The 13456-nt window shown below is 45.0% G+C and carries 10 protein-coding genes and 1 tRNA gene; 6 read left to right on the top strand and 5 right to left on the bottom strand.

What is annotated here, in order from left to right; all coding sequences use genetic code 11:
• Window positions 1–4 precede the first annotated feature (4 nt).
• A complete protein-coding gene (locus D9Y29_RS17430; RefSeq protein ID WP_127130551.1) occupies window positions 5–1213 on the bottom strand; it encodes a glycosyltransferase in 1209 nt (402 codons plus the stop codon).
• Between the two features lie 419 nt (window positions 1214–1632).
• Between D9Y29_RS17430 and D9Y29_RS17425 the strand changes: the two genes are divergently transcribed.
• Complete coding sequence (locus tag D9Y29_RS17425) at window positions 1633–1875, top strand: RNA recognition motif domain-containing protein (protein WP_127130549.1); 243 nt, start codon at window positions 1633–1635, stop codon at window positions 1873–1875.
• Window positions 1876–1918: 43 nt separating this feature from the next.
• Here the strand turns inward: D9Y29_RS17425 and D9Y29_RS27085 are convergent, their stop codons facing one another.
• Window positions 1919–2281: an ISAon1 family transposase N-terminal region protein gene (locus D9Y29_RS27085; RefSeq protein WP_478356748.1), complete on the bottom strand. Its 363-nt coding sequence runs from the start codon at window positions 2279–2281 to the stop codon at window positions 1919–1921.
• 506 nt (window positions 2282–2787) lie between these two features.
• Between D9Y29_RS27085 and D9Y29_RS17415 the strand changes: the two genes are divergently transcribed.
• On the top strand, window positions 2788–3834 hold the full coding sequence (locus tag D9Y29_RS17415; RefSeq protein ID WP_206513820.1) for a Fic family protein: 1047 nt from the start codon (window positions 2788–2790) through the stop codon (window positions 3832–3834).
• Window positions 3835–4201: 367 nt separating this feature from the next.
• On the opposite strand, the gene D9Y29_RS17410 is transcribed toward D9Y29_RS17415, so the two are convergent.
• Window positions 4202–4275, bottom strand: a tRNA-Pro gene (locus D9Y29_RS17410).
• A gap of 285 nt (window positions 4276–4560) precedes the next feature.
• Between D9Y29_RS17410 and D9Y29_RS17405 the strand changes: the two genes are divergently transcribed.
• The gene (locus tag D9Y29_RS17405; protein ID WP_127130547.1) at window positions 4561–5133 is read left to right on the top strand and encodes a YceI family protein; all 573 of its coding nucleotides are present in this window, start codon (window positions 4561–4563) and stop codon (window positions 5131–5133) included.
• A 16-nt stretch (window positions 5134–5149) separates the two neighbouring features.
• On the opposite strand, the gene D9Y29_RS17400 is transcribed toward D9Y29_RS17405, so the two are convergent.
• Together D9Y29_RS17400 and D9Y29_RS17395 are read right to left on the bottom strand one after the other, a co-directional pair.
• On the bottom strand, window positions 5150–5782 hold the full coding sequence (locus tag D9Y29_RS17400) for a response regulator transcription factor (protein WP_127130545.1): 633 nt from the start codon (window positions 5780–5782) through the stop codon (window positions 5150–5152).
• Between the two features lie 62 nt (window positions 5783–5844).
• Window positions 5845–8988, bottom strand: coding sequence for a sensor histidine kinase (locus tag D9Y29_RS17395; RefSeq protein WP_127130543.1), 3144 nt, complete (start codon window positions 8986–8988; stop codon window positions 5845–5847).
• A 148-nt stretch (window positions 8989–9136) separates the two neighbouring features.
• On the opposite strand from D9Y29_RS17395, the gene D9Y29_RS17390 reads away from it, so the two are divergent.
• The 3 genes from D9Y29_RS17390 (at window position 9137) to D9Y29_RS17380 (ending at window position 13448) form a co-directional block, all read left to right on the top strand.
• Window positions 9137–10426, top strand: a complete 1290-nt coding sequence (locus tag D9Y29_RS17390; protein ID WP_127130541.1) for an OmpA family protein — start codon at window positions 9137–9139, stop codon at window positions 10424–10426.
• Window positions 10427–10446: 20 nt separating this feature from the next.
• A complete protein-coding gene (locus D9Y29_RS17385; RefSeq protein WP_127130539.1) occupies window positions 10447–12552 on the top strand; it encodes a tetratricopeptide repeat protein in 2106 nt (701 codons plus the stop codon).
• Window positions 12553–13208: 656 nt separating this feature from the next.
• The gene (locus D9Y29_RS17380) at window positions 13209–13448 is read left to right on the top strand and encodes a hypothetical protein (protein ID WP_127130537.1); all 240 of its coding nucleotides are present in this window, start codon (window positions 13209–13211) and stop codon (window positions 13446–13448) included.
• The last annotated feature ends 8 nt before the right edge of the window (window positions 13449–13456 follow it).

Here is a 13456-nt window from a genome sequence, read left to right as displayed (position 1 = left end):
TTTTTTACTGGTTAACTGACAAAATGGTAAAAGTTTTTGCGGGCTTTATCGGCCTTGCCAGTGTTTTGTTGAAAAGTTCAATGTGTTTTTCTGCTACATTTTTCCAGTTGGAGTTTCTTGTTTTTATGAAGGCACGGATGCCCATTTGCGTTCTTGCATTTTTATTCTGAAGCAGGCCAATGGCATACTCTGCCAATTCATTCACTTCATTGGTTTGAAGGATAATGCCTGTTTTTTCATCGAGCATTTCCTTTGCAAGGATGAACGCATTGGAAATAATGGCACAGCCTGCACTCATCGCATACAAAAATGTGCCACTCACTGCCTGATCAGGGTCTTTTGATGTGAACAGATATATATCGGTCAAAGCCAGATACTCCATCAGTTTTTTAGTGGGTACATATTCATTTATCAGTCGTATGTTTTGCTGTAAATTGTTATCATCGATTATCTGCTGCAGATAATTTCTGTATTCCTCACCTTCCTGGAGCAACAGATTAGGATGTGTTTGTCCAATAACGATATAGATGGCTTCGGGAATGCGGGCACAGATATCTTTCATTGCCAGTATACCTTTTTCTATTCCTTTGTTGGGGCTCAGTAAACCAAAGGTGGTGAGTACAAGCTTATTCTCAAGATCATTAGCGATCTTCAGTTCTGCTTCACTCAATCCGGTTCGGGCGTGTGTTCCATGAGGGATGATAGTGATCTTGTCTGAATCAATCTGGTAGTCTTCAGTCAGTAACCGGGAAGAGTTTCCGGTCATTACAATTATTTTTTCTGCCAGCATGGCTATTGCCCGAACAACCTGTAGTCTTTTGGAATCGGGATCAGGCAGTACAGTATGGAATCTAATGATAAATGGCTTTTCCAACATGGAGAGAAAGCCCAGTAAATATTCTCCCAGTTCACCGCCAAACAAGCCAAACTCATGTTCAACGGAAACCAGTTCAATGGAACTGTCGTTATTGATCAGTTGAGCAGTATCTATGCAAGATGCAAGTTGATGTGCATCCATTACCATAGTTACCGGGTATTTGAAGTTATTGGATAATTCCTGGTTGCCAAGTGCGCAAATATTGATCACAAAATCATTGTTGATGGCAGGTGTGATTGCATTCAGCAGGTCCTCCGTAAAACTGGCTATTCCACATTTTGAAGGAGGAAACGTACTTATGAAAAGAATTCTTGACTGATGAGAAGATGTTATCATGCAGCTGTGTTTTTACGATGAAGAAGTATGTGACTAAAATCTTGAGAAGACAGCATAGCATGCTAATGCCCTTTACAGCGCAATAGATAATTAACTGGTCTTAACAACAATGAACACGGTCAGTAGTTGGCGTTGCTCTCAAATCGACTGGACTTAATTGAAGAAGCAGTAAGAGATGCTTTCTGATAGTAATTAAAGGTACCTTATTTAATCGGCAATAACTATTAAAATATGGATACAGCTGGTTTGATTGCAGTTGTATCCATATTTTCAAGGAATTTACACTTCAGGCGTAGTCAGTTAAATAAAAAACAATAACTCGATATTCGATCGTATCTTTCATGCGATATCCAATCAGGTAAGATATCATTTCCTTCTTGACTTCATATCAGTCAACTTCACTTAAAAATTTTTAAGGAATGAATATTCATGTTTCAAATCTAGGTTTCAACGTGCGAAATGAAGATCTGCATAAACGTTTTTCAACGTATGGCGAGGTTACTTCAGTAAATATTGTGATGGACAAAGTGACCAATCGGAGTCGCGGATTTGGTTTTGTTGAAATGAAAGAAACTGAAGAAGCGAAAAGCGCTATTCGAGCATTGAATGGGGTTATGCTGGATAATCGCGTTATCAAAGTGAATGAAGCAGGCCAACAATGAGATGTATTATTCGTCAAGACGTAAGCACTTTAATGGTTGAGAATTAGATAGCCTGAACAGGAAGAATTTGATGTCGCTCACGCCTCTGGCTGATGTCCTGAAGGCCTTGATTTTGGCATTGGAACTCTTTGGTAAGTCGTGCTCCCTGCATTACCAGGTCGCAGTTGCGTGATACGATTTCTCCGGTACTGGTTATTTCCCAGCGGCGACGTATGCTTAAGATTACTTTTTGATCTCGAATGGGAAAGCCCTGAACCCGGACTTCAGGCGGGAAGCCTTTTGAGTGAAGTATTTGATGCTGGTATTCTGCTGGCGGGAAATTCTTTTCTTCTAAAAACAGCACCAGACCTCTTTGTCCTTTACGATGTGAGTTAAATCGAAATAATCCAGTGTACCAGCGGGCAATAAATAACCCATCAATTCTTTTAACGTATCCTGTCCTTGAGCTTTATTCATCAGGCTGCAAAACAACCACTTTCTTACAAATCCCCCCAACTTTTCAACTTGATTCGCATTTTCGAACCACCCGCCTCAGTGAAGCGGTCCAATGTATATACAGTCTCAGCGCGGCTTTTGACCAAAAAGAAAAAGGACAAAGCGGAAATATTTCCTCTTTGTCCTCTCTTGTCGGGTGGATTGGACAGATATCTAATCTTTTCGTTTCTGAATTGTTGGAAATCAATAAATAGTTTATTGGTGATAGTCTTTATTCGTTGGATGGGATTTTGATACCATTACTAAATGAGATTAAATAAAGCTGTTTTTCGATGCATGAATAGAGCGGACCATGAGCTTTATTTTTGCCAAGGGTAAGCTAAATCCACATTGAGCTCACTTCACATACCCAAATTTCATAATTAAGCTCATTATTTGAGGAATTTGAGCTAGATTTATTGAAGAAATGAGCTTAATATGACAAGTCTATCGGGCACTCAGATGGCTATTCTGGAGTTTATCAGGGATAACCCAGGGCAATCTTCTCTTTACATCCACGAAGGGATTTCAGGAAATAAAGCATATGCCACAACCAAGAGAGCAATATCTCAATTAATTGCTCAGAATTGGGTAATTGCCAAAGGGCAAGGTAAAAGTACGAGATACTACATTGGTTCTTCTTTTATGTTGCTATCTCCGGTAGATATTGAAAAGTATTTCTTAAAGGAGATTGATGAGCGGACCATAAAATCTGATTTTAATCTTGAATTAATAGGCCAACAGTTGCCTTCGGCAAGGGTTTTCACTGACGATGAGTCAAAACATCTAGACTCACTACAAGAGCAGTTTAAAAGAAATATTTCTAAACTTACTCCGACTGAATATAATAAGGAGTTTGAAAGGCTTGCTATAGATTTGAGCTGGAAGTCCTCCCAGATTGAAGGGAACACTTACTCGTTGCTGGAAACCGAACGCCTGTTAAAAGATAAAGAGGTAGCTATTGGAAAGCCAAAAGAAGATGCAACAATGTTATTGAACCATAAGGATGCTATTTCATTTATTATTGATCATCCTGATTATGTTGTTCCATTAACAATATCAAGAATAGAAGATATTCATAGCATTCTTTTAAAGGACCTTGGTGTTGATCGAAATATCAGACAAGGAAGGGTAGGTATATCAGGAACTAACTACCGGCCATTGGATAATGAATATCAGATAAGAGAGGCTGTTAGAGATATGTGTGAGTTAATCAACAGCAGAGCGAGCGTTTTTGAAAAATCATTATTATCTCTAGTGCTACTTTCATACATCCAGCCGTTTGTTGATGGGAATAAGAGAACTGCGCGAATTGTCAGCAATGCAATTTTGATTGCAAATAATTACTGTCCCATTTCGTTTCGAACTGTAGATTCTGTTGAATATAAAAAAGCAATGTTGATATTTTACGAACAGAATAATATCAGTGCTTTTAAAAAGATTTTTATTGGCCAATTTGAGTTTGCGGTTAAGACGTATTTTTAATAGATTAATCTTTGTCGGTTTAGATTTTATTGAACTGAATGGAAGTATGCTGAAAAGAATTATACAGAAAAGTGAAGAATCAGAGGAGGATTACATTCTATTACGATGGAAAGGATCAGGAACGTTATACAATTCATCTAAGTTTCACGAATGATATGTATCAAATTCACTACTACGTATTTGATGGAAATGATGTATTTGATGAAACTAATTATAAAAATGAAAAAGTAATTAGAGACAGTGATTTTAATGAAATAATGAAAGTCATTGAAGAGTGCTTTCCTGGATTGATAGAAACCAGATCCAGTGAGACGAGAATTCTGGTGACAAAAAAAGCGATCTGAAATTCAGATCGCTTTTTTCGTTGTCGGGAAGACAGGATTCGAACCTGCGACCCCCTGGTCCCAAACCAGGTGCGCTACCGGCCTGCGCTACTTCCCGAACTTTTTTTCCGGACGCAATCCGAAAATTGCGGGATGCAAAAGTAAGGATTTAACTTTCAAAAACTCACACATTTAGAAATTTATTTTTGCCAAAATTACCGCTTACGAGCGAAATCCCCCACCAGCAACAGTTCCAGCCTGCAAAAACAATCCCCTTCATCCTCCATTCTTCCCACTTCAACCGGCCTGTCGCCGTTCTCCCCCTTTTTGTCGTTACCACACCCGCTTCGCATCCCGCGACTATTCTAGGTTTGCATTATTCCATCAACAAAAAATCAACAACATGAAAAAGGCAATTGTATTTCCTCTCATCGCCATAGCAATGTTCTCCTGGAAATCATTCCCCGCAGATATATGGACATTCGATGAACACCATGCCAGGCTGAGGTTTTCCGTTTCACATCTTTCCCTGGCCGATGTGGAAGGATCGTTTAAGATCAAAGAATCAACCATTACTTCCAATGGTAAGGAGTTTACCGATGCCTCGGTTACCCTCATCGCGGATGCGGCCAGTATCAACACAGACAATGAAATGAGAGATGGTTACCTCAGAAAGCCAGATTACCTGGATACAGATAAATACCCAACCATCACCTTTAAAAGCACTTCATTCAAAAAAGAAGGAGATCATTACAAAGTAACCGGTCCACTCACCTTACATGGGGTAACCAAAACCGTTACACTTACTGCCGTTGGCAAACTGGGAGAGAACCCAATGGACAAAACGCCAATGGCAGGTTTCAAAGTTACAGGCACCATCAACAGAAAAGACTTTGGAGTTTGCACCAGTACGCCATCAGCCATGTTGGGCGAGGAGATCCATATCGTCGCAAATGTTGAGTATATCAAGAAGTAAAAATAGAAGCACTGGATTATACTATCCGGTCGCGGAGCGCTTTGGCAACGGCTTCACTCTTGGAGTTCACATGCAGCTTTTCGTAAATGCTGCGGATATGACTACGTACGGTATCGATAGAAATGTACATTTCCGCCGCCACCATCTTGTAGCTGTTCCCATCCACCAGGCTTTGTAATACCTGCTTTTCGCGCTGGGAGAGCGCGTAATCGGGACTGACAGAGGGCTGCATACCGGCAAACATTTTCAATACCTGGGTAGCTATGCTCGCATTCATCGGAGCTCCGCCTTCGTGCACTTCGCGGATATAGTCGATGAGCTTGACAGGAGGGGTTTTCTTCAGCAGGTACCCATTAGCACCCTGGCGGATCGCTTCGAATACATTTTTGTTATCGTCAAATACAGTCAGCATCAGGACCTTTACGTCAGGGTGCTGACTTCTTATTTTGGCCAGCCCTTCAATGCCTGTCATAGCCGGCATATCGATGTCCAGCAAAATCACATCAGGTTTCAGTGTTTTGATATCCTGCACGGCGGTTTCGCAGTTGTCGAAAGCGCCCACCACCTCAAACCCATCGGTATTGCTGAGCAGCAGCACCAGGGATTCGCGCATCACTTCGGAATCATCGTATAACAATATTTTGATCATGTACGTAGTTTGCTGGTTCTTTGCAAAAATAGGGGCTAAGGTCACTTTCTGCTATCACATGATTATGCTAAGGGTATCCTGAGCTCCACTGAAGTGCCGGATTCAGGGGCTGAGATGATCTTCAATGCCCCCTTCATCGCTTCAGCCCGCTTCCTCATGTTCCGCAGTCCATTACCCCTTACTGGTCCCTGCTGATCATCTTCTGTGTTGAAACCCACTCCATTATCGGTGATCGTCATTTGCAGGGCGTTCTTTTGCTTGCGAAGGGTAATGTCCACTTTTGCAGCTTTAGCGTATTTCACAATATTATTGATGGCTTCCTTGAAAACGAGAAAGATCTCCCGTCGCCATTCCATATCGAAGGTCATGTCTTTTACAGTTTCGTCCACTGTAAAAGTGTATTCGATATCGCTTGCCTCCAACACGTTGCCGGCAAATTCCTTCATACGCGCCAGGATCTTGCGCATGCTGTCGTTCACGGGATTGATGCTCCATACGATATCGTCCATCGCTTCCATGATGCGGGAAGAGCTGTCGCTGATACGGCCCATATAATCCTGGCTGGCCTGCTGATCAGTCCCGATCTTTTTCACGGCCATATTGCTGAGGATATTGATGGTGCTGAGTGTAGAACCCATATCGTCGTGCAGGTCGCGGGCCAGTCGTGTGCGGATCTTTTCCACCTGCATCAGCCTGCGGATCCGCAGCCGGTAAAGATAGTAGAGGGCTCCGGCAATGGCCAGCACTACCAGTCCATAGAACCAGAACGTCCGCCAGAAAGGTGGCCTGATGATGATCCGCAATGAAGTGATATGGGGCGAAAAGATCCCTACTTCATTACGGGCGCGTACCTTGAAAACATAATTGCCGGGAGGCAGCAATGTAAAGTTCACCTGCAACGGACCTTCCATTCTTTGCCAGTCTTTATTGGCGCCCTCCAGCATGTAATAGTAACTGAGTTTATCGATCCGGTTGAAGCTGAGCGCCGCAAATGTGATGGTGAGCGAATTTCGATCGTACGGAAGCGTTAGTCCTCCCTGTTTTTCCAGGGAATCGACCGGCAGGAATTCGTTGAACAGTTTTACACTTCCGATACGTACATCGGGTGGCAAAGATTTATCATGGTATTGCGCCGGATCAAACGTGACCATGTTCTGATTACCCAGGAATGCCAGTTTCCCATTCCTCAGCTTAACACTGGCATCCAGCAGGAAATTATGATTGTATACGGTGATCAGGCCATCCCATTGCGTGAACCTGATGAAATAGTTGCCTTCGAAATTGTATTTGTACATTCCGTTGGCAGTGCTTAGCCAAACGTTCTGCTGATTATCCACCTGCATAGTCAGCACAGGACCAACGGGCCACTGATTGTAGGTGGCGGCATGGGTAATAGCGCCGGTATTATAATTCAGGAGATGCAGGTAATCGCCGGCAAATGCATAGATGCTGTCGTTCACCTGCACAATATCCCGTACATGGTTTCCATAAAAGAATTGTTGGGAAGATGGAATATTGTACTGCTTCACTTCATTGCCTGTGAGCGGGTCCACCACAAAAACGCCCTTCCCCCCGGTTGCAATCCAGAGCAATCCCCGATTGTCAACCATTATCTTACTGATGATCGATCTGTATTGATTTGTTATTTTGAAAGAACTGTCGTGCAGGCTGGATCCATTTTTCCATTTCAATATCATACCACTTTGGGTAGCAAACCAAAGATTCCCCTGCTGGTCTTCCGTGATCTGACGGATGGTAGAACCCTTGAAGGGAGCAGGTTTCAGGAAAACGGATTTTCCTTTTACCGTGTCATAGATCATTAGTCTACCCGCCTGGCAGGCAATCCATACCTTGCCTCCGGGGATCTGCAGGTGCATGTCCCAGGTAAGGCTGTAATTGCCATCATCTTTGGGAAGATCGAAAGTGATCTCCCTTTTCTTCAGATTGGGCTGACGGGTGAGCACACCGCGGCCCCATGTGGCAACCCAGAGATCACCATTGGGCAATTCCATAACAGAACTCAGGCTGGCGCGTTGTGGGTCCTGCCGTAATACGAGGTGCAGGTTGCTGTTGAGCTTACTGGTGGAATTGTACAATCCATTATCAGTAGCTACCCAGAGTAACTTCTCCCGGTCCTGGATAACCGAATAGATCCTGGTGAATTCAATATTGTAAGGAGATGATCCGGGAAAGATGAAAGTCTCGAAGCGATCTTCCTGCCGCATGGCCATATGATAAAGACCATATGTGAGCACAGTAGTGTCCTCAAATTCTGTGAATTTGTGCAATTCATAATAACCGCCGGGTGAAACGGTGGTAAGGCCGAGCGTGTCGTCGCTCCAGGTTTTCAGTTTTTCATCATAACAGAAATAGTGAAGGGAATAATTAGTGGTATCCCAGGTAGTGCACCAATGTCTTCTTTTTCCATCGATATAAACATTGGTTACATGCTGCCGCATGCTGCTTTCGTTCAACAGGAAATGTGGTGCATTGGGATCTGTTGCCCTGAAGAGTTGTTTTCTTTTTTTATCGAAATAAGCCAATCCGCCTCTTCCGCCGATCCAGAAACGACCTGTGCTTATATCATCAAAAGTGGCGAAGAGTCCAAATGAACGGGGAATAGAGAAAGGGGTTATGTCTTCCCTGAGTTCATTTTTTCCCTCATCATAGGATAACCAACCCCAGTTGCGGATCAGGACAAATATCTGTCCGCTTCCATTTTTTTCCAGGAAGATGTCTGCATTCTGTGGTATATCCAGTTCTTTGGCAAAGGGTACAGGTTTGTACCTGAACGTTGCATGATCGAATATGCCGATGGATTTTCCCATGCGCAGCCACATGCGCTCCATGGTATCCATCACAATCTGGTTTACGGGTAAACGCGGCAGCCTGTCGGCTCCGCTTTGCTGGTAGGGATAAAAGAATTGATAGCCGTCGTACCGCTGCAGGCCATTTTCTGTGCCTATCCACAGATAGCCCTTTGCATCCTGCAAAAGACTGTACACGAAATTGGATGCGAGGCCATCTCTTGAAGTGAGGTGATTGAAGATGAACTCCTGCGCCACTGCGCGGGCCCCAACACCAATACCGGCAGTCAGCATCAGGATGCTTAACAGAAGGCTTTGAAGCCCGCCCCCGGATTTGATTTTGGGGCCTTTATCGAAAACAGGACCGCATATATTTCCTGCGGAACGGTGAGTGATCATGTTAAAAGGATGATAAGTAGGTTCAGGATTTGAAAGCAAATGTACAACTCATGCAGTTGGTAAGCCCGCTTCAACCTTTCGTTAGCATGTTTATGCGATTGAGCCGCACAACTGACCGCAGTAGTTTTGCTCCCGTTAAATCAACGATATGAAAAAGCTCATTCTGTTATGTGTGTTCATTGCACCCTTCGTTTCACAAGCTCAGTTGGGTGGTTTGGTAAATAAAGCCAAAAACAAGATAAAGGAAAAACTGGACAATAAAGTGGACAGGGAGATCGACAAATCTCTCGATCCTCCAAAAGAAAAAACAAAAGAAGAAGAAAACAAAACAAACGGGGAAGGAAACAAACAGGGCGGAACCACGGCCAGAAGCCCCATTGCCGCTTACTCACGTTATGATTTCATTCCCGGCGAAAAAGTTTTGTATGCGGAAGATCTTGCGCAGGATAATATCGGCGAACTGCCACTCGGCTGGAATACCAGGGGAAAAGGTGAAGTGGTGACATTGGAGAATTTCCCGGGAAAATGGATGCGTATGTTCACAGGAGCTACTTATCTCTTCGGTAACAACAAAGCATTCGGTGAGAACTTCACCGTGGAATTCGACCTGATCGTAGATGGCTCCGCACCGCAGGGAACGCGCTTCTTACCGGGTTTCAAATTCGGTATGTTCAGTAGCGGCGCCAAAAAATCGACAGATAGATCATTGTGGTCGGAATCTGAATGGATGGACAAAAATGTACTGACCATCACCACCAAACCCAATCTGGACCTCATTTCCAAAGCAGAGCTCTATTCCCGCGAAAAAGGAAGCCAGAGTTTCAGCAGTGGTAATACGGACTTTGCGGCTTTCAGCAAATCATATTTCAAACCTGCTCACTATGCCATCCAGGTGCAGAAAAGCCGTGTACGCGTTTGGATAGATGGCAACAAGGTTTTCGATATTCCTGAAGTGGTTGGTTCTTCCATTCCTTTCAACAACCTGGTATTCGGTGTGTCCGATTATGTTTTTTATAACGAAAGCAATTTCGGGCTCTATATCTCCAACATCAAAGTGGCTACTGGCGTTCCGGATACCAGACACAAACTGCTGGATGAAGGGAAATTCTCTACAACAGGAATCCTCTTCGATCTCAACAGCGCCAGCATCAAACCCGAATCCCACAGTGTGCTGAAAGAGATCGGCAACCTGATGAAGGAGAACAAGGACCTCAAAGTAAAGATCGTTGGTCATACCAGCAGCGATGGCGATGATGCTGCTAACCTGGAGCTTTCCAAAAAACGGGCAGCAGCCATCAAAGACGCACTGGTAAAGGATTATAAGATCGAAGAAGAAAGGCTGCAGGCTGAAGGAAAGGGAGAAGCACAGCCTGTTGGTGATAACAAAACAAAAGAAGGACAGGCACAGAACCGCCGAGTGGAATTCATCAAATTGTAATCAGAACAGATCGTATAGCCATGAAGTTTATTGCAATGATGGCATTGGCGCTGCTTACGGGCAGCGCTTTTGCCCAGGAAAATATGTCTGAAAAAGAACTGGAAGAACTGATCCGACGTGCGGAAAAGATGGCAGAGAAGGCAAAGTCGGGTCCGGGGATGAAAAAGGCGATGGAAGAAGAAGTGAAAGCGGAGAACAAGCCCAAAAAATTTCCCACCAGGGATAATGCTGCATTGGCCGCACTGCCTGCCAAACCGATGAGCAATGGCAACATGAGCTCTTACCTGCAAAACCTTTACACCGCTTATAAAACCAAAATGCCAGTCGGTGCTATCCAGGCTGCCCAAAAAGCAACGGAAGCGCTCGGTGAAGATGCAGACAAGATGGGAGTAGCGGGTGTTTCTGCCTGGTACAATGGCGCACCGGAACAGGGCATTCTACTGCTCCTGCAGGCTGGCGCCAAAAAGCCGGAAGATCCATTACTGCTCAATAATCTCGGAGCGTTGCTCAATGCCGGCGGCGCCGCCAGGCATGCACTCCCGGTCCTTCATACCCTGGTAAGCAGGTTCCCGGAAAATCCCATGTTACTGAACAATCTCGGTCAGGCATATGCGGGAGTAGGGCAGTTGGATACGGCCATGAAATATTTTGCGCGTGTATTCAGGAAATCGCCACAACACCCGGAAGCGCGCAATACGGCAGGACAAATAGAGAAGCAACGTGGCCGCACAACCGAAGCCATCAAACATTTCCAGGAATCGCTCAAAGGCGCCCATAACCTTGAAGCCATCCAGGGACTGGAGGAATGCACCGGAGGGAATTATTACACCAAACTGCCGCCTGTTGGCTCTCCCATCGATCTTCCTTATTTCAATGAATTCAAATATAAACTTCCCAAACAGTGTACTGGCCCGGCAGACGCACCTTATATCAAACAAGAGCACGATGATTTCAGACGGTTCGTAAGCAATCTGTCGGCTGCCTACAACAACCTTGCTGCCGCAGAAAGAAAAAAAGGGGAAGAATTGCTCGACAAGGAAAGTGAAAAACTGAACAGGACGGTGTTGAATGCCCTCAGGACCGGCACTACACTCAGCGCTCCTCCATCGATCGGAAGCCCGGTGAATATCGCTGCTGCAAGAAAGATGATGGACATCGGCATGCGACTTGCCACCGTAGACCTGCCTGATCACGGCCGTCGAATGGATAAGCTTGACTCCGTTTATCACCGCCTCATCAGGGAGTACAAGGGGAAAAGTGAAAAGATCGCCGAAGAATATGCGCAGAAGAAAAGCCAGTATGATTGCGGTGAAGGCCGGGGCGCGGATTGTGCCGCCATCGAAAGGCTCAGCAAAGAAGAATGCCAGAAACAGGTAGCGCTCGGCAATGCGGCGCAGGGCGCTATCTCCGCCGCCAAAGTGGATTACCAGAAGGAACATCTCCGCTTCATCCGCTGGCAGTTCAACTACAGCGCCTTCTATGGATACCTCTCAGGATTCAATGATCACCTGGCCCGTGCCGCCTTCTATGATGCCTGCAGCAAGTACCTTACCGAACTGAAACGACTGGCATATGATCCATTCGTCTGCGCGGGTGGTCGTTGTGACGATGAAAGAACTGAAGTGCAATCAAAAGATGAATCGGATGGCACTAAAGAAATGGAATGTCCGATCGATATCGATATCAAATTCATCATTGGTAAGATCAAACTCAATTGCGAGAAATTTGAATTCACTGCCGGTGAAGGACTGGTATTCACTGCCACCAAAAGTTTCGTCGGTAGTAAACAAACCACCATGAGCCTCGGCGCAGGACTGCAATTCCAGGGATCGAAAGAATGGGGCATCTTCTCCGGTGAAGCCAGCGGCAGTGCCACACAATCCTTTTACATCGTCTGGGATAAAGACGATAAGATCATCGATGCAGGCATCGCCGTAAAAGCGGAAGGTTCCATCAAAGGCGAAGCAAAAGTGGAACTGCCCGGCGGCATCGGCAAAGACCAACTGCCTCAAAAAGAAATCAAAGTGGAAGGCGAATTCGGATATACCCTTGGAGTCAACTCCGGCTGGACCTTTGCTGACGGCAGCCTCAGCAGGATCGCAAACGCTGTCGGCTTGTTTAAATAGGCAGCAGCTTTTATTGTTTTTTGCTGCGTGGCGGCGGGATATGACAAATGGGCTGTGGAAACAAACCAACGCAGGTGAATGTTTTTTGGGCTTTTGATGGGTTGGATTGGGCGGTGGTGCTGAGCCGGACTTCTTCGCTTATGTTTCCAAGGCTCCATTTGTTCATATCCGCGCCGCCAACAGAGCCATGGAGGTGCGGCAGGGATATTTCAACACACTACATTGTTTGCATCGGGATACCTAACCAACCGTTGATGGGCCCAGGTTTGATCTTTGCTTTGTAATGGCAGCATTTATGGGTTGCGTTTTTTTATTGTTTCATTATTCATTCTTTGCTCTATTCTTTTTTCTTTTTCTTCGCAACTTTCTTATTGGGCGTCTTAATCTTTTTTACTTTTTTAAGTTGCTCCTGCCTTTTTTTGAACATTCTCAAACATCCATCTCCCGCACACGCTGGTTGGCAGGGGCCGGGAGGGGTATGAAAAGTCGGGCCCTGGAAACATAAGCGAAGAAGCCCGGCCCTGTACTACCGCTCCATCCAACCCATCGAAAGCCCAGTAAACTTCCAAATGCGCCGGTTTGTTTCCTCAGCCCGCACTTTCATACCCCTCCCGGCCCAACAACCCGGAAACAGAAAAAGTGTAAATTGAGGTGTTATGAAAGAGCAGGACATTCCATTCGAGATCATCTATGAACAGCATACTCTCAAAGTGGAGATCATCCGCAGCGGCAAAAGCGTGGTTTACAAGATCACGAATGATAAAAAGCCGGGTGTGTTTTTTGTGACCAGGGCTATGGATGCGGAAAAGAAATATTTCTGGACCTCCATTCCGGAAGGACGGCTCGAGATCGCTGCAAAGATTGGAATCCTGATCGAAGAAAAGATTAAACAATAAGTTTGTCC

This window comes from Pseudoflavitalea rhizosphaerae, from assembly GCF_003991355.1.
GTDB lineage: Bacteria > Bacteroidota > Bacteroidia > Chitinophagales > Chitinophagaceae > Pseudobacter > Pseudobacter rhizosphaerae.
The sequence above is the reverse complement of the archived record's forward strand: the minus strand, read 5'-3'. Positions and strand labels throughout refer to the sequence as shown.